This is a genomic window from Acinetobacter puyangensis (genome assembly GCF_900096995.1).
In the GTDB taxonomy this organism is placed as follows: domain Bacteria; phylum Pseudomonadota; class Gammaproteobacteria; order Pseudomonadales; family Moraxellaceae; genus Acinetobacter; species Acinetobacter puyangensis.
In genome coordinates this window covers 13,888-30,123 of record NZ_OANT01000008.1, presented here as the reverse complement: position 1 = coordinate 30,123, position 16,236 = coordinate 13,888, and the positions used below count along the sequence as shown (strand labels likewise).

Annotated in this window: 18 protein-coding genes; 7 read left to right on the top strand and 11 right to left on the bottom strand. The window is 42.3% G+C overall.

Annotated elements, in window-relative coordinates; translation table 11 throughout:
- Positions 1-22: 22 nt before the first annotated feature.
- The 8 genes from atpG to CRO21_RS13425 form a co-directional block, all read right to left on the bottom strand.
- Positions 23-892 carry a F0F1 ATP synthase subunit gamma gene (gene atpG, locus CRO21_RS13460; RefSeq protein WP_097079837.1) on the bottom strand — a complete coding sequence of 290 codons (870 nt, stop codon included), beginning with the start codon at positions 890-892 and terminating at the stop codon, positions 23-25.
- Positions 893-966: 74 nt separating this feature from the next.
- The gene (atpA, locus tag CRO21_RS13455; RefSeq protein WP_097079836.1) at positions 967-2,511 is read right to left on the bottom strand and encodes a F0F1 ATP synthase subunit alpha; all 1,545 of its coding nucleotides are present in this window, start codon (positions 2,509-2,511) and stop codon (positions 967-969) included.
- 38 nt (positions 2,512-2,549) lie between these two features.
- Complete coding sequence (locus CRO21_RS13450) at positions 2,550-3,092, bottom strand: F0F1 ATP synthase subunit delta (protein WP_097079835.1); 543 nt, start codon at positions 3,090-3,092, stop codon at positions 2,550-2,552.
- A 12-nt stretch (positions 3,093-3,104) separates the two neighbouring features.
- Positions 3,105-3,575, bottom strand: coding sequence for a F0F1 ATP synthase subunit B (locus CRO21_RS13445; RefSeq protein ID WP_097079834.1), 471 nt, complete (start codon positions 3,573-3,575; stop codon positions 3,105-3,107).
- 39 nt (positions 3,576-3,614) lie between these two features.
- Positions 3,615-3,860, bottom strand: coding sequence for a F0F1 ATP synthase subunit C (gene atpE, locus CRO21_RS13440; RefSeq protein WP_000424060.1), 246 nt, complete (start codon positions 3,858-3,860; stop codon positions 3,615-3,617).
- A gap of 82 nt (positions 3,861-3,942) precedes the next feature.
- Positions 3,943-4,818, bottom strand: coding sequence for a F0F1 ATP synthase subunit A (atpB, locus tag CRO21_RS13435; RefSeq protein ID WP_097079833.1), 876 nt, complete (start codon positions 4,816-4,818; stop codon positions 3,943-3,945).
- A 108-nt stretch (positions 4,819-4,926) separates the two neighbouring features.
- Entirely contained in the window at positions 4,927-5,319 is a 393-nt protein-coding gene (locus CRO21_RS13430; protein ID WP_097079832.1) for an ATP synthase subunit I, read from the bottom strand.
- Positions 5,320-5,523: 204 nt separating this feature from the next.
- Positions 5,524-6,357: a metal ABC transporter solute-binding protein, Zn/Mn family gene (locus CRO21_RS13425; RefSeq protein WP_378234928.1), complete on the bottom strand. Its 834-nt coding sequence runs from the start codon at positions 6,355-6,357 to the stop codon at positions 5,524-5,526.
- A 443-nt stretch (positions 6,358-6,800) separates the two neighbouring features.
- Between CRO21_RS13425 and CRO21_RS13420 the strand changes: the two genes are divergently transcribed.
- Genes CRO21_RS13420 through CRO21_RS13410 form a run of 3 tightly spaced genes read left to right on the top strand, consistent with a single transcriptional unit; the run spans position 6,801 to position 8,872 of the window.
- Positions 6,801-7,307 carry a transcriptional repressor gene (locus CRO21_RS13420; protein WP_097079830.1) on the top strand — a complete coding sequence of 169 codons (507 nt, stop codon included), beginning with the start codon at positions 6,801-6,803 and terminating at the stop codon, positions 7,305-7,307.
- The gene (znuC, locus tag CRO21_RS13415; protein ID WP_097079829.1) at positions 7,298-8,071 is read left to right on the top strand and encodes a zinc ABC transporter ATP-binding protein ZnuC; all 774 of its coding nucleotides are present in this window, start codon (positions 7,298-7,300) and stop codon (positions 8,069-8,071) included. The genes CRO21_RS13420 and znuC overlap by 10 nt, the downstream gene beginning before the upstream one ends.
- 3 nt (positions 8,072-8,074) lie before the next feature.
- Positions 8,075-8,872 carry a metal ABC transporter permease gene (locus CRO21_RS13410; protein ID WP_097079828.1) on the top strand — a complete coding sequence of 266 codons (798 nt, stop codon included), beginning with the start codon at positions 8,075-8,077 and terminating at the stop codon, positions 8,870-8,872.
- A gap of 74 nt (positions 8,873-8,946) precedes the next feature.
- Here the strand turns inward: CRO21_RS13410 and CRO21_RS13405 are convergent, their stop codons facing one another.
- Positions 8,947-10,170 carry a mechanosensitive ion channel family protein gene (locus CRO21_RS13405; RefSeq protein WP_097079827.1) on the bottom strand — a complete coding sequence of 408 codons (1,224 nt, stop codon included), beginning with the start codon at positions 10,168-10,170 and terminating at the stop codon, positions 8,947-8,949.
- A gap of 186 nt (positions 10,171-10,356) precedes the next feature.
- Entirely contained in the window at positions 10,357-10,629 is a 273-nt protein-coding gene (locus CRO21_RS13400; protein WP_097079826.1) for a DUF2798 domain-containing protein, read from the bottom strand.
- Positions 10,630-10,843: 214 nt separating this feature from the next.
- Here CRO21_RS13400 and argS point away from each other — a divergent pair, with 214 nt between their 5' ends.
- Positions 10,844-12,631 (top strand): arginine--tRNA ligase, encoded by a 1,788-nt coding sequence (gene argS / locus CRO21_RS13395; RefSeq protein ID WP_097079825.1) that lies wholly within the window; start codon positions 10,844-10,846, stop codon positions 12,629-12,631.
- 324 nt (positions 12,632-12,955) lie between these two features.
- Positions 12,956-13,588 (top strand): SPOR domain-containing protein, encoded by a 633-nt coding sequence (locus CRO21_RS13390; RefSeq protein WP_097079824.1) that lies wholly within the window; start codon positions 12,956-12,958, stop codon positions 13,586-13,588.
- Positions 13,589-13,678: 90 nt separating this feature from the next.
- Here CRO21_RS13390 and CRO21_RS13385 read toward each other — a convergent pair whose 3' ends face one another.
- Positions 13,679-14,515 (bottom strand): SDR family NAD(P)-dependent oxidoreductase, encoded by an 837-nt coding sequence (locus CRO21_RS13385; protein ID WP_097079920.1) that lies wholly within the window; start codon positions 14,513-14,515, stop codon positions 13,679-13,681.
- Positions 14,516-14,697: 182 nt separating this feature from the next.
- On the opposite strand from CRO21_RS13385, the gene CRO21_RS13380 reads away from it, so the two are divergent.
- Both CRO21_RS13380 and phoB read left to right on the top strand, forming a co-directional pair.
- The gene (locus CRO21_RS13380; protein WP_097079823.1) at positions 14,698-15,354 is read left to right on the top strand and encodes a TetR/AcrR family transcriptional regulator; all 657 of its coding nucleotides are present in this window, start codon (positions 14,698-14,700) and stop codon (positions 15,352-15,354) included.
- 164 nt (positions 15,355-15,518) lie between these two features.
- Positions 15,519-16,229 (top strand): phosphate regulon transcriptional regulator PhoB, encoded by a 711-nt coding sequence (gene phoB / locus CRO21_RS13375; RefSeq protein WP_087619815.1) that lies wholly within the window; start codon positions 15,519-15,521, stop codon positions 16,227-16,229.
- The last annotated feature ends 7 nt before the right edge of the window (positions 16,230-16,236 follow it).

The following is a 16,236-nucleotide window of genomic DNA, read 5'->3' as shown; positions in this document are numbered from 1 at the left end:
TCCTCAATTCAAACTAATAATGTTAAACGGCAGCGGCACCACCAACGATCTCGGAAATTTCCTGAGTAATCGCGGCTTGACGCAGCTTGTTGTAAATGAGCTGTAGGTCTTTAATCAGCTGACCTGCGTTATCTGTCGCAGCTTTCATTGCGACCATACGTGCAGATTGCTCACAGGCGATATTTTCAATCACGCCCTGATAAACCACAGACTCGATATAGCGAACCAACAAACCGTTCAGCAATTCTTCTGCTTCTGGTTCGTAAATATAATCCCAACCATATTGACGATGGAGATCTTCGCTTTCGTTAGCTGGAGCTAAAGGCACAAGTTGTTCAACTTGCGGTTTTTGTGTCATGGCGTTAATAAAGCCGTTTGATACCAGATAAATACGATCTAACTCGCCTTTATCATAGGCATCCAGCATCACCTGCACAGAACCTGTCAACTGCTCCACATCCGGTGTATCACCAAGCTGTGTTGTTGCCCCTAGCACTTTACCGCCGTAGTTTTTAAAAAACGAAACCGCTTTTTGACCAATTAAAGCAAATTGAACTTCAATTGACTGCTCACGTTGCTGCTGGACATGCTGAATTACTTTTTTGAACAAGTTAATGTTCAAACCACCTGCAAGACCACGATCTGACGAAACGATGATATAACCCACACGTTTGACTGGACGATCGATCATGTAGCGGTGTTTGTATTCAGGATTCGCTTGAACCAAGTGAGCAATTACACGGTGCATATTTTCGGCATACGGACGGCCCTGAGCCATGCGCTCTTGCGCACGACGCATTTTTGAAGCAGCAACCATCTGCATCGCACGCGTAATCTTCTGCGTACTTTTGATACTTGCTACTTTGGCTCGAATTTCTTTTAAATTTGCCATACGCTTAACCTAATCATCGAAAGCCCTTTCGAGCTTTCGAAGGTTGATCCGTGAAACAAACTTACTTTTTCAAATTAGTAAGCCTGAGTCGCTTTGAAGCTCTCAATACCTGCTTTAATTTCTGCTTCGATGTCTTTGTTATAATCACCAGTTTCATCGATATTTTGCATTAATGCAGCTTTTTCAGAGCGGAAATATGCAATTAACGCAGCATCAAAATCTACAATCTTGTTCACAGGAACATCAGCCATGTAGCCTTCGTTAGATGCGTAAACTGAAACCGCTTGGTCAGCAATTGAATACGGCGCATATTGTTTCTGCTTCATCAACTCAGTCACACGTTGACCGTGTTCAAGTTGCTTACGAGTTGCTTCATCAAGGTCAGAAGCAAACTGCGCAAATGCAGCCAATTCACGATATTGTGCAAGTGCAGTACGGATACCACCTGCCAATTTTTTGATGATCTTGGTTTGTGCAGCACCACCCACACGAGATACCGAGATACCTGCGTTTACAGCAGGACGGATACCAGCGTTGAATAATGAAGTTTCCAAGAAGATCTGACCATCGGTAATGGAAATTACGTTCGTCGGTACGAATGCAGAAACGTCACCCGCTTGGGTTTCGATGATTGGCAATGCAGTTAAAGAACCTGTTTTACCAGTCACTTCGCCATTGGTGAACTTCTCAACATAATCCGCAGATACACGAGAAGCACGTTCAAGCAGACGTGAGTGAAGATAGAATACGTCACCTGGATATGCTTCACGACCTGGTGGACGACGAAGTAACAGGGAAATTTGACGATAAGCAACAGCTTGTTTAGACAAGTCATCATAAATGATTAACGCATCTTCACCACGGTCACGGAAGTATTCACCCATAGTACAGCCAGAATATGGTGCCAGATACTGCATTGCAGCAGGATCAGCAGCAGCGGCTGCAACAACGGTGGTATATGCCATTGCACCAGTTTCTTCCAGCTTACGTACTACGTTGGCAATGGTTGATTGTTTCTGACCAATCGCCACATACACACATTTAATGCCGGAATTTTTTTGTGCAATAATCGCATCGATCGCCATTGCTGTTTTACCAGTTTGACGGTCACCGATGATTAATTCACGTTGACCACGACCAACAGGGATCATGGTATCAACTGATTTATAACCAGTTTGTACAGGTTGATCAACACCTTGACGCCAAATTACGCCAGGTGCAACTTTTTCAACCTTGTCGGTTAATTTTGCATTGAGTGGACCTTTGCCATCGATTGGATTACCCAAAGCATCGACAACACGACCTAAAAGTTCAGGCCCCACTGGGACTTCTAATACACGACCAGTACAGCTTGCTTTTTGACCTTCTTGAAGATTTAAGTAGCTACCTAAAACCACAGCACCCACTGAATCCTGTTCAAGGTTCAGTGCCATACCGTATAAGCCGCCTTCAAATTCGATCATTTCACCATACATGGCATCTGCCAGACCGTGAATACGCACGATACCGTCAGATACCATAACGATGGTACCCTCATTTTTTGCGGTCGCGCTGGTGTCCAGATCGCTGATACGCTGTTTAATGAGCGCACTGATCTCGGATGGATTCAGTTGTTGCATTGCGCTATTACCTCAATTCTTTGTATGTTCAGTCTTCTTTATTGCGCAAGAAGACGAGTCCGCATTTTTTCAAGCTTGTTCAGCGCAGAATCATCTATCACTTGATCGCCTGCACGAATCACCACTCCAGCAATTAAGTCGGAGTTGACTTCTACCGTAACATTGACTTTGCTGTTAAAGCGTTGTGTTAAACGCTCTGCAAGTTTTTGTTCTTGTTCAGCAGTTAAAGGAAATGCTGATTCAATCACAACGTCTACAGTATGATTATTCTGTGCTTTGAGTAGTTCATACTCTTCTGAGATATCAGGTAACAACGCCAAACGGTCATTGTCTGCAAGCAAAGTCAAATAATTTGAAAGTGCCACAGTGGTTTGGTCTGCACCTAATACCTGTACAAAAGCTTTCACTTTTTCTACAGGTGTTAACTCAGGGCGATTGATATAAGCGGAAAATGCTTCATCTTGCACCGTTGCACTGAGCAGGTTTAATACGTTTGACCACGAGTCAATCGCACCTTGCTCAGAAGCATAAGCAAATGCTGCTTTGGCGTACGGGCGTGCCAACGTCAAGAGTTCAGCCATATTTCGCCTCGCTTAAAGTTTCGCAGCCAGCTGTTCAAGCATGACAGCATGAGCTTGTTGATCAACTTGCTGAGTGAGGATTTTCTCCGCACCTTCAACTGCCAAGGCAGCAACTTGTTGACGTAGGGCTTCGCGAGCTTGGTTGATCTCATTACCAACAGCTTCTTGAGCTTGTTGACGAATACGTTCACCTTCCGCAGCAGCTTGTACACGTGCTTCTTCAATAAGCTGTGCTCCACGACGGTTGGCATTTTCGATCAATTGCGCCGCTTGTGCTTTTGCTGCATCAATTTCTTGCTTAACTTGCGCTTGCGCATCAGCAAGGTCTGCTTTCGCTTTTTCAGCAGCATTTAAGCCATCAGCAATTTTACGCTGACGCTCACTAATCGCATTGATTAGTGGCGGCCAAACGAATTTCATGCAGAATGCAACAAAGAGTGCAAATGCAATCGCTTGGCCAATCAATGTGAGGTTGATATTCATTTAGCTATTCCTCAAAGATGGTTTTAGGAATGAAGCCGATTAACCTACAAATGGATTAGCGAAGATGAAGAACAAGCCAATACCAACACCGATCATAGGTACAGCATCAAGAAGACCCGCAATTAAGAACATACGCGTTTGAAGTTGTGGCGCTAATTCTGGTTGACGAGCAACAGCTTCTAGAAAACGACCGCCCAACAGACCAAAACCAATCGCAGTACCTAAAGCACCGAAAGCGATCAAGATAGCAGATGCAATTGCAACTAGACCTAAAGTGAGTTCCATGAAAAATTCCTCAAAGGTTAGGTTATACCCATATTTAAACTAAAAATTGTGCCCGACAACATCATGCTGCCAGGCATTACCATTAATGTTTTTCGCTTGCCATACTCAAGTACACGATGGTTAACATCATGAAAATGAAGGCTTGCAATGTAATTACAAGAATATGGAAAATCGCCCAAGGCACAGACAACGCCCATTGGATCCAGAACGGTAATAAAGCGATCAAGATAAAGATCAATTCGCCTGCATACATGTTACCAAAAAGTCGCAATGCCAATGAAATTGGACGCGCCAAGAAAGTAACCAGTTCTAAGATCAAGTTTACTGGAATGAGCAATGCTTTAAGCACTGGGTTTTTCGGATTAAATGGATTCAGCGCGAGTTCACCAATGAACCCAGCCACACCTTTTTCACGAAAACTATAGAATAAAATCAGTGCAAACACAGATAAAGACATACCCAAGGTAATGTTCGGATCTGTAGATGGTACGATTTTAAAGTAAACGTGATGAGGGTCCATACCAAACACACTTGCACCGATTTGTTGAGCCACATATGGAATCCAGTCAACTGGAATTAAGTCCATGAGGTTCATCAAAAATACCCAGACGAAAATCGTCAAGGCAAGTGGTGCAATTAAACGTGATTTACCATGGAAGGTATCGCGAACGCTTGAGTCAACAAACTCGATAATCATTTCAATTGCAGACTGGAATTTTGTTGGCACGCCAGTGTTGGCAGCTTTTGCAACAATCCAGAACAACAAACAGAAAATGATCCCAAGACCGATTGACCAACCCATTGAATCCAAGTGAATTGCAGTGAACCCCATCTGTTGAGCTTCTTCAGCAGTCTCGGCCAATTTCCATGAACCATCCGGCATTTTGCCATAAGTCATGTTGGTCAAGTGATGCTTAATATACTCGGTCGAAGTAAGGGCATGTTCTTCAGCAGCCATAAATCACACCTGGTCAATGTAAATTACTATTTAAAGAGAAATTTGATGCTCATGCTGCACGACATCAACTCTTTGTGAAAATCTTTCAACATTATGCATGACGCATATTTAAGCTTTGTGTCTAGCCAGCCAAAAAGGTGCGACCCAGGACATTGCTTGTACAAGCAAAAAACCACCGATCACTGCCACCATATTTATGGGTGAAACACAGCTTAAAATCAAAATCAACCCAACAACCACAATGACAAACTTACCCACGAGCCCAAGGTACATATTACTTAAAATCTGTCTGGATGCTCTTGCACCAGAGGATTTAAACGCCTGCCAAGCAAAATAACTGCTTGCCAACCAATATACCAACGCCCCCAAGGCTGCACTTTTCGCGGCTATCGCATCCTGTATTAGCCAAGCCAATACTGCTGCAACTGGAATCATGATGACTTGAAAAACGAGTAAAGCCTTTGCTAATCGTCTATCAACTAAGCGATAAGTTCGACTCATTTATTTCCCATCTGCTTCCAAATTTTCTTGGATAAGATATGCGAATGATTGTTTTTAATCGCAGGCATTATAGAGTTACACCCCTAAACATGCAATCTTTATCCGAGAAAGTACTGTTAAAATTTGCCAAAACTCGTTCTGCTTCGACTAATGTAGTAATGAACATGCAGATATCTCATCACCACATACACTTTGTACTTAACCTTAACGAAAACATTGTTGAATAGAATTCGCCAATTTCAGCCATGCTGTAACAAAATCTTTTTGGTCTGCCATGGACTCATCAACCGCCACCATTTTTACTGGTTTTAAGCGCTGGATTAGGGACTGATCTGCGTGATATTCAGCCAATAAACACATTTGTGTCTGCGGACGATGCGTAGTTAAATATTTAATTTGTGTCACTGTAGGCGCAAGATCATGATCCGAGCTCAACGATCCCGCAAATTTGAGTTGTAAAGCCCGTTCCAGATATTGATAGGCATCATGATAAGCCCAGTAATTGCGCTCTTGGCTACGATTGATGGTGATATTGGTAGCATCATACATTTTTTTGGAAAAATCTTTGGCATTCTGGAAATACTGTGCTTTCGCTTGGGGTTCCTGTTGTGATCTTAATGCAGCGATAAAAAAGGCAATACGGACTGCATTATTCGGTTCAAGCCAAACATGGGTATCAATGCTATCAGAAGCCAGAATATTACCTTTTACATCCCGTTGCGGCAATGTTTTAACAACATTACTGTCCAAAATCGATATCGCATTTTTTTTATTTTCCAGTGTACTTTGCAAAGGCACTTCATGCTGTTTACCCAACCACACGATCAAATCCGCTTCTTGTATAGCCTGACGATTTTTTGGGGTAAGCTGTGCATCATGTCCAGTTTGATGTTGGGTCAGCAATAATGTAGGTTGCTCAATACCAGCAGTAACTTCCTGAGCAATCAGAAATAATGGATAGGTAGAGACCACCAACCCCTTGGCAAATGACAATTGAGGCAGACTCAAAATCAGTAACACAGCAAAAAAATAACGCACGAGTTTAAAATCCAAAGCAAGACTAGCGTTATAATATAACATTGTGCTACTTTTAATACTATTGTGCTCATTTATTTATTAGGGTCTATTGACATTTCGTCTATGGTTACGCCAGTGGTCGTTTTTTAGGTGATACTAGGCATGAATAGTGAGATTTAGTTATTCTAAATGAACTATTCATAACGACGTATGAGGCGCACTGCGCCGCAAGGGAAACGCCCTGCCTTGCGCTGCGAGCAAAGCAGGGCTTTGCTCTTGCTCAGGGTTGTCACTAAAACTCCCCCATACGTCGTTACAAAGCTTGACAAGGGAATAACCATTGTCTTCGCTTTGTGCCTAGTCTGAAGAAATTTTAGCTGACAACGTAATCCATTTATGAAGTGTCAACAGACCCATGTTACATGCTAAAATAGCTGATTATTTTTTAATAGGATCACTTGATCATGACTTTATGCTCACATACACAGCATGATGGCAATACCCATGATGATAATCTACATGGTGTTCATGATCATGGCAGTATCAGTGATCGTTTACAAGAAGCAGAACAAATCTGTGCACTTGAAGGCGCACGCCTCACCCCGTTAAGAAAAGAAGTTTTAGGCTTGATTCTAGCCGCAAATGCACCAATTGGTGCCTACGATTTGCTTGCAAAACTTAAGGGCAAAAGTGAACGACCTGCCGCACCGCCGACAGTTTATCGGACACTGGATTTTTTACTAGAACAGGGCTTAGTCCATCGCCTGACCTCAATCAATGCCTTTATTCCTTGTTGCCATCCACGTGAAGGACATCAGGCTGCATTTTTGATTTGCCAAAAATGTCATACCGTTAAGGAAACTTCAGCAAACAATCTATTTGATGAACTGGCACATATTGCAGCACAGGGAAAATTCAAAGCCAAACATAGCATTATTGAAATCTCTGGAATTTGCCAACAATGTCAATAACGACAAATGCACCTTTGGTTCAGTTAAAACAAGTCAGTGTTTCACTTGAGCAAAAATCCATTCTTGCCAAGATCGACATGGATATTTATCCAAAAGAAATCATGACCCTGATTGGTCCGAATGGTGCAGGCAAGTCCACTTTAATTAAAGTCTTATTGGGCATCGAAAAACCTTCAAACGGCCAAGTAATTCTGCAACCTCATTTGCGTTTGGCTTATGTACCACAAAAATTCAATCCTTCTGCAAGCTTACCGATTCGAGTCAAAGACTTACTAGCACTGGAACCGTGTGAGCAGGCATACAAAACACGCATTCTTCAAGATACCGGTATCGTTAAACTTCAGGATTCATCAGTACAAAGTCTATCAGGCGGTGAACGACAACGGGTTTTACTGGCACGGGCGTTATTGCGAAAGCCCCAATTACTGGTCCTTGATGAACCGATGCAGGGGCTGGACATTCAATCAGAAGAAGAATTATACGCCTATGTACGCACTTTACCGGAACTACTGGGCTGTGCAATTTTAATTGTCTCGCATGATCTGCAATGGGTCATGCAAGGGACACAGCGCGTCATCTGTCTAAATCATCATATTTGCTGTACCGGCACCCCGGAAAACATTCAAAAACATCCTGAATATCTAGCAATGTTTGGACATCGAGTGCCTTATCAACATCATCATAGCCATTGTGCTCATGGTGATCACGCCGAACCCTGTGATCATCTGGCACATCCACATATTCATCCCGAAGTGGAGCCATAAATCATGATGGAGTGGTTAGCCTTACTTGGTCCGGCGTGGTTTATGGGCTGTATTTTGCCTTTATTAACTGCCCCTTTGGGCTGCCTGATGTTATGGCGTCGCATGTCTTTCTTTGCAGACACCATGGCACATGGCACTTTACTCGGTGTGGCGCTGGCAGGCTTATTGCACTTACCGCTATGGCTAGGCGTCTGTTGTTTGGCCGCGCTTTTGGTCGCTTTGCTCTGGTTTTTGCATGATCGACGCTTACCCAATGATGCATTGCTGGCACTGTGTTCGGCAACTTTATTATGCAGTGGCTTATTGGTCATTCAGCATTTACCCGCCTTGCGCCCGGAAATCATGAGCTACCTATTTGGCGATCTGCTCACTGTCACTTGGCAAAATTTACCTGCATTGGTTCTGGCCATCATTATTGGTGCTGCAATACTTTGGCGTACATGGCGCGCTCAACTGCGTCTGGCAATTGCCGAAGACATTGCGCAAAGTGAAGGTATTCATGCAGGTGTACATCGTCTTATTTTTATGGCGGTGCTGGCGTTATTTACTGTGCTTGCCTTAAAAGCTGTTGGTTCATTATTAATGGGTGCATTACTGGTGATTCCTGCACTGACTGCCCGTTTACTTTCTCACTCACCTAAACAAATGGTGCTCTGGGCTTTTATCTGTGCCGAGGTTTGTATTTCTTTGGGTCTATGGGGAAGTGCATGGCTGGATCTGGCGACAGGTTTATGCATTGTCATTATGATGTCATTCCTGTTTGCATTGATCTTCACTTTACAAAAATTTAAACGCGCTTGATCATCTTATTTAAATCCATGACATGCTACACCATCTATACAGCATGTCATGTTTGTAGATTACTTTAATTGCTGTTATTCCTGACTTTGTCGCTCCAGCCAGTGACTAAAGTCTGCACCTGAGGGTGCCTGATAAGTCCGCAAACCAAATTCACCAATAATTGCCAACAAATGATCAAAAATATCCGATTGGGTATTTTCATATTGCGCCCAGTTGGTGGTATTGGTAAATGCCCAGACTTCCAGTGGTAAACCTTCTGCCGTAGGTTGCAACTGACGCACCACAATACTCTGATCCTGTGCAATACCGGGATGATGACGCAAGTAATATAAAATATATGCCCGGAACGTCCCTAGATTGGTTAAACGACGTTGATTGATACTTTCTTTGACTTGCTGATTCCATTCCAGCAATTCATGACTTTTCTCATCAAGATATTTTTCCAGCATGAGAAAATGCTTGAGTTTACTCAGCTCTTGATCAGATAAAAAATGTACACTACTTTGATCAATAAAAATCGAACGCTTGATACGGCGACGACCCGAATCTGCCATACCCCGCCAGTTTTTAAAGGTATCCGTCACCAATCGATTGGTTGGAATGGTGGTATAGGTTTTATCAAAATTCTGCACAGTCACTGTATGTAGGGACATATCTATGACATCGCCATCCGCACCCAGACTTGGCATTTCAATCCAGTCACCAATACGGATCATGTCATAAGAGGAAATCTGTACACTGGCAACCAGCGACAAAATCGTATTCTGAAACACCAGCATTAGTACGGCAGCCATTGCGCCAAAGCCTGCCAACAGGGTAAATACATCTTTCTTTAAAAATGTACCCAGAATCATTAAGCCGCAGACGATGAAAATAATCAGCTTCACCAACTGTAAATAACCCTTGATCGGTTTATTGTGTGACTTTGGATTACGCTGATACACCAGATTAAAAATATTTAAAATTTCTGCAATCGACAAGGCAATTGTGAGGAAAATCCATGCCTGTGCAGCCATTTGAACCACTTGGACAAATTTATCCGATAAATGCGGTATACCGATAATCCCATTAAGAATCACTAGTGCAGGCACAATATTGGCAATACGTCGAATCACACTATGATGTGCAAAAACATCATTATTGGCAAAAGGTAATTTTGAAATTAATCGTCTTAATCCCGCAACGACTACTTTTTTGGTAATAAAATAAGAAATAAATGCAATTAAGATCAAAATAGATAAGGAACTCAACATATCCAGCCACGGATATTGATCAATCCACGCCCCAACTTTTATCATTATTTCATTCAAAATCTACTTACTCCTCAATCCAGTTTGTTCATCATGGTAAAAGAACATGATGTACTTCTAATGAGCACTGACATAAAAATAAAGAAATATCAACAAATAAACACATTAGCCTCAGCACAGGCCAAAGTCATCGGGAAGCAATGCATTAACAACAATAAGGTAAATTAAGCAGATTTAATGAATCGACACATCCACAAAACAGGCGGTAATACGCCGCACAATGGGCAATAAAATCAATACTGTTGGAAAAGCAATACACCATGAAAATAACCAGCTTGAAAGCCAGAGATGAAATAATCCATCAACCCAACCGAGATGGTGCGCAAGATTAACAAATGAAATAATGCCACTCATCAAACACGATAAGATAAAGGGCAACACAAAATTGACATATTTAAATGGCAGTTTTTTGACCTTAGCAAAAATATATGGCGATGTATGACGCATGATCTAAAACAACCTCTTCCACGCTAAGCCTTATTTTACGAGAAAATTTCAAAAGAATATGCAGTCCAGATGGATTTATTTCATTGTGCAACACCCTCTTATCCCCCGAATCTGGAAAAAATTTCATTCTCTCACATCAATACCGCCTTAATACTCCCCTTGATCAGCATAATTTGCTATATTTGCTTTCTTTTAAGCAATGTCCCGATTGGTTATGAACACGGCAATTCAACAAGCACTTTCTCAAACAGTCCAAACACTACAAGCGCAAGGTATTCTTCCACCAGACTGGAATAATAACAGTGTCCTCACTCGGACCAAAGACCGTAGTCATGGTGACTTTGCTTCCAATATTGCCATGGTTGCTGCCAAAGCCGCTGGTTTAAAACCACGTGAGCTTGCCGAAAAATTTCTGACCAATCTGCCAAACGTTGCGGAAATCAGTAAAGCCGAAATCGCAGGACCAGGTTTTATTAACTTCTTTTTAAATGCGGATCAACGCTTTGCTGTACTTGATCAAATTGCAACACAACAACATCTTTACGGACAAAGTCAGGTCAACGCTGCACAAAAAATTCAGATTGAATTTGTTTCTGCCAATCCAACCTCAAGCCTACATGTTGGTCATGGTCGTGGTGCAGCCTATGGGATGACAGTTGCCAATTTGTTTGAAGCCACAGGCGCTGCTGTTGAGCGTGAATATTATGTCAACGATGCTGGCCGTCAAATGGATATTCTGGCCACTTCAACCTATTTACGCTATCTGGAATTACAAGGGCAGATACTGGTTTTCCCAAAAAATGCCTATCAGGGCGATTATGTCAAAGACATTGCACAAAGCATTATTGATCAAGATGCCGATCGCTACGTTAAAAAGGTGACAGATGTCTATCATAATGTTCCCGAAGATGTGCAATATGCTGCCGAACCGGATGCCAATGGTGATAAAGTCATTTTATCCGGTGATAAGGAAAAACATATTGATGGTTTGATTGCCAATGCACAGCAATTGCTGGGTGAAGGGTATCGTGTTTTCCATCAAGCTGCTTTAAACGCTATTCTCGATGATATTAAAGATGACCTTGCCGAATTTGGTGTGACCTTTAATCAATGGTTTAGCGAAGCTTCATTAACTCAAAAAATTGATGAAGCTTTAAACACGCTGCAAGATCGTGGTTACCTCTATGAACAAGACGGTAATATCTGGTTTAAATCAACAGAATTTGGCGATGAAAAAGACCGTGTAGTTAAACGTCGTAACGGTCAAACCACCTATTTTGCCTCCGATATTGCCTATCACCTCGACAAATTACAACGGGGTTATACCCATATTGTTGACATTTGGGGCTCGGATCACCATGGCTATATCGCACGGGTAAAAGCGGCTATTGATGCCATGGGCTACGATTCATCAAAACTTACCGTATTGCTGGTGCAATTTGTTTCCTTGTGGCGTGGCGGAGAGATGATTCAAATGTCCTCTCGTTCAGGCCAATTTGTAACCTTACGTGAATTACGTCATGAAGTTGGCAACGATGCTGCACGTTTTTATTATGTGATGCGTAAATCTGAACAACATATCGATTTTGATCTGGATCTGGCTGTTTCACAAAGCAAAGATAATGCCGTGTACTATATTCAATATGCACACGCACGTATTTGTCGTATGCTGGAAAAAGCCCATGCCAATCATCAATTTGATCCGGCACAGGCCCGTCAGTTTGCTGGTCGCTTGGTGTTGGATGCAGAAACCGAACTCTTGGCAAAACTAGCAGCCTATCCGGAAATCATTATTCGTGCCGCCAATGCCTATGAACCGCATCAAGTTGGAAATTACCTAAAAGAACTTGCAGCATTGTTCCACGGTTGGTATAACGACAACAAAGTATTCAGTGATGAAGTGGAACTGACACAGGCACGCTTATTATTAGCAGCCAATGTCAAACAGGTGATTCACAATGGTTTGACCCTGCTTGGTGTGTCCGCTCCTGAGGCCATGTAAGCAAAACATTGTTTTGCATGGCCGCAAGACCTTAAACTGTGTTTAAGGTGGAACATGTTAAACAAAGCATTGCTTCACACATCGTCGCAAGACCGCAAGCCATGCTTAAGGTGGCCATGTAAGCAAAACAATGTTTTGTATGGCCGCAAGACCTTAAACTGTGTTTAAGGTGAATAGATGTAAAACTCAGGCACACTGTTTTGCATCACTGTATGGCGGATAAAGGTTTTGGCCGATAAATGCCCTTTTGCAGTTGCGACATACAGCGTAATGAACAAATTGACGATATAAAACCATAATGGTCAAAAGAAAAGAGGAATACTCGTGTTTGGCAGAGCGCCTAGAGGTGTTTCAGAACGCCCAAAAACAGTAACAGCATCAAGAGCCATCCCTTCATGGCTATGGCTTATTGTTTTTGTTTTGGCAGGTTTATGTGTGGCTATCTTCTTGTCATTATGGAATCCATGGCGACCTGTAACAACCCCTACACCCGGTCAACCCGTGGCAAAGGTGGATCAGGACACCAATAAAGATTATAAATTTTATGATCTTTTACCTCAACAACAGGTAACACCAATTCCCGATCAGGCCGTACCAGAACACCAGAACCAACAACCTGTGGTTGTGGTGGAAGCACCAGCAGCGAAAACAACCAGCAACAGTTCACAGGTCAATGATCCTTTTGATGAAAGTTTTCAAGCTGCCAAAATTCCAGTGCCTCCTCGCTACATTTTGCAGGTACGTAGTTATGAAGATCCCGACTTTGCTGATGCCCGCCGTGCAGAAATCGTACTCAATGGTTTATCGGCCGAAGTTATCATGACCAATGAAGGCAATAAAGTCTGGTATCGCGTGATCTCCGGACCGTATGACAGTCAGGAATCTGCCCGTATTGCACAGCAAACACTACAAAATGGCGGCATTGATTCCATTATTGTTAAACAGCCAGCATCTTAATATCTGCTTGAATGATTGATCATTGAAAACTTTTATTTAAATCATTGTCATAAAAAACCGGGCTTTTGCCCGGTCAACAACATGCAAGCATTAGAGCTTCTGTGTCAACTTTGCAGCGAAACGAGAAAGGGTCTGATAGCCTGTTGGTAGAATTCGCTGTAAACCATCAAGTACTTTGGCATCATTCCCAATGAGAACACGAGGCTTATTTGCTTTGACCGCATTTAAGATTACCTGTGCTGCGTCTTCTGGCGGAGTACGCAATAATTTGTCAAAAGATTGAATTGATTTGCTCGGATCCATACCCAAAGACTTTAGGCTATCACTCATCTTGGCAGCCTTGGCAATATTGGTACGGATACCACCAGGATGCACACAAGTCGCACTGACACCGGAATTCTCCAAATCCAGTTCCTGACGTAAGGACTCGGTAAAACCACGTACAGCAAACTTACTGGCATTGTAGGCAGACTGAGTAGGTTGTGAAATCAGACCAAATAGACTGGAAATATTAATAATATGACCATCCTTGCTTTGTTTAAGGTAGGGTAAAAATTCTTTTGTGCCATAGACCACTCCCCAGAAATTGATGTTCATGATCCATTCCAGTTCGTCGTAGGTTTCCCCTTCCACGGTTGCGCCCAGTGCAACACCTGCATTATTAAAAATTAAATTGATACTGCCGTGGTTTTGTGCAGTTTCTACGGCCCATGTTTTCACTTGTTCACGATCTGCGACATCAACTTTTTTACTGGTGACACGCACGCCATAGGATTTGGTCTGCTCTACTGTATCTGCCAGACCTTTTTCATTTACATCACTTAATGAAAGATGACAGCCCTGTTTTGCCAGTGCAATCGCAAGTTGCTGTCCAATACCGGAACCTGCACCTGTAATGGCTGCAACTTTTTGCTTAAAACTTTTCATTGATCCACCTTTTAATAAACTGTCCATTCGATATTCTGGATGAGGAATTGTTGTTTTCCATATTCACAGTTGTACTATATTTTTGACAATACATATTGTCAATATATTATTCATTATCGGCAGTTTATTCTTATATAATTGCATAATTGAACATACATTTAATTTTTTAGGTAATCGTGTCGATGACGGTAAGTACAAGCAAGACCAAAACTGCTTCACGCCAATTCAAGGGACTCACATTAGAACAACGTAAACAAATTCGCCGTGAAAAATTTATTGAAGCAGGTTTACAGTCCTATGGCACGCATGGCTTTTTTTCTGTCACCATTAAGGACATCTGCCATGAGGCTAAACTGACTGAACGTTATTTTTATGAGTCATTTAAACGTAGTGAAGAATTGTTTAAAGTCGTTTATCTACAACTGATTAGCGATTTGCAAAAAAATATTGTGCAGGCAGTGATGCAGGCGGCACCCGATCATGAACAAATGATTGAAGCCGGATTAACCGTTTTGCTTAAAACCCTTAAAGATGATCCGCGTATTGCCCGAATTTTATTTATTGATGCTGTACTGGTACAGGAATTACATGGCGACACCATCTATGAATCCTTTACCCGATTTGACCAAACCATTTTTAATATTATTACTCTGATTTTCCCCGAACAGCTTAAAAATAAATCCGAAGCCTCGCTCATTGCGACCGGATTAAATGGTTATGTTACACAAATTGCCATGCGCTGGGTAGTCGGGGGGTTTAAACAGCCCTTTGTAGAAGTGCTATCGGCAAGTTGTCTGGCTTATCGAGGAATTTTATCTTTTTTAAACAATAAGAAATAAACCCGCTGTCACAAAAATGGGCAATGAGAATTGTTTGATTACATAATTCTGTCAAAATCTGCCACAAATCTATGACACTGCAATAATATTGTCATATTCTACCTTTGTAATAGACCTGTCATAAACAAAAAGGCGAAAGCCAAACTATAAATAGGGTTCTTACTGTGAAAGATGAATATATTCTCATCGTCGATGATGAGTTACCCATTCGGGAAATGATCCATACCTCACTGGATATGGCTGGCTTTCAATGTCAACAGGCAGGTGATGCAAAACAGGCGCATCAAATGATCGTAGATCAGCGCCCTGCACTAATCTTACTTGATTGGATGTTACCAAATGGCGTCAGCGGTATCGATTTATGCCGACGTTTAAAACGTGATGAAACATTGTCAGAAATTCCCGTGATTATGCTCACTGCCCGTGGTGAAGAAGATCATAAAGTTCAAGGACTAGATGCCGGTGCAGATGACTATATGACCAAACCCTTCTCAACTCGGGAACTGGTTTCACGTATTAAAGCCGTATTGCGGCGCTCCAATGCATTAAAGGGTGAAAAAGCCATTGACGTAAATGGCTTAACCCTTGATCCTGTCAGCCAGCGTGTCAGTTTCGAAGGTACAGGTCTGGAAATGGGTCCAACTGAATATCGTCTTTTGGCATTTTTTATGACGCATCCGGAACGTGCCTATACCCGTGCACAATTACTCGATCAGGTCTGGGGCGGCAATGTCTATATTGAAGACCGCACCATTGATGTACATATCCGTCGCTTACGCAAAGTTCTGGAACCTTTTGCTGCTGACCGTTATGTACAAACCGTTCGTGGTACAGGCTACCGCTTTTCTACACGTACCGATGTTGCGGTAGGTTAAATGTTGC

Coding starts and splice junctions, on each gene's coding strand:
- argS (WP_097079825.1), top strand. CDS start 10,844: ATGAACACGGCAATTCAACAAGCACTTTCTCAAACAGTCCAAACACTA.
- CRO21_RS13380 (WP_097079823.1), top strand. CDS start 14,698: ATGACGGTAAGTACAAGCAAGACCAAAACTGCTTCACGCCAATTCAAG.
- CRO21_RS13410 (WP_097079828.1), top strand. CDS start 8,075: ATGATGGAGTGGTTAGCCTTACTTGGTCCGGCGTGGTTTATGGGCTGT.
- atpA (WP_097079836.1), bottom strand. CDS start 2,511: ATGCAACAACTGAATCCATCCGAGATCAGTGCGCTCATTAAACAGCGT.
- atpB (WP_097079833.1), bottom strand. CDS start 4,818: ATGGCTGCTGAAGAACATGCCCTTACTTCGACCGAGTATATTAAGCAT.
- CRO21_RS13450 (WP_097079835.1), bottom strand. CDS start 3,092: ATGGCTGAACTCTTGACGTTGGCACGCCCGTACGCCAAAGCAGCATTT.
- CRO21_RS13405 (WP_097079827.1), bottom strand. CDS start 10,170: ATGATAAAAGTTGGGGCGTGGATTGATCAATATCCGTGGCTGGATATG.
- znuC (WP_097079829.1), top strand. CDS start 7,298: ATGTCAATAACGACAAATGCACCTTTGGTTCAGTTAAAACAAGTCAGT.
- CRO21_RS13445 (WP_097079834.1), bottom strand. CDS start 3,575: ATGAATATCAACCTCACATTGATTGGCCAAGCGATTGCATTTGCACTC.
- CRO21_RS13430 (WP_097079832.1), bottom strand. CDS start 5,319: ATGAGTCGAACTTATCGCTTAGTTGATAGACGATTAGCAAAGGCTTTA.
- CRO21_RS13385 (WP_097079920.1), bottom strand. CDS start 14,515: ATGAAAAGTTTTAAGCAAAAAGTTGCAGCCATTACAGGTGCAGGTTCC.
- atpG (WP_097079837.1), bottom strand. CDS start 892: ATGGCAAATTTAAAAGAAATTCGAGCCAAAGTAGCAAGTATCAAAAGT.
- atpE (WP_000424060.1), bottom strand. CDS start 3,860: ATGGAACTCACTTTAGGTCTAGTTGCAATTGCATCTGCTATCTTGATC.
- CRO21_RS13420 (WP_097079830.1), top strand. CDS start 6,801: ATGACTTTATGCTCACATACACAGCATGATGGCAATACCCATGATGAT.
- CRO21_RS13400 (WP_097079826.1), bottom strand. CDS start 10,629: ATGCGTCATACATCGCCATATATTTTTGCTAAGGTCAAAAAACTGCCA.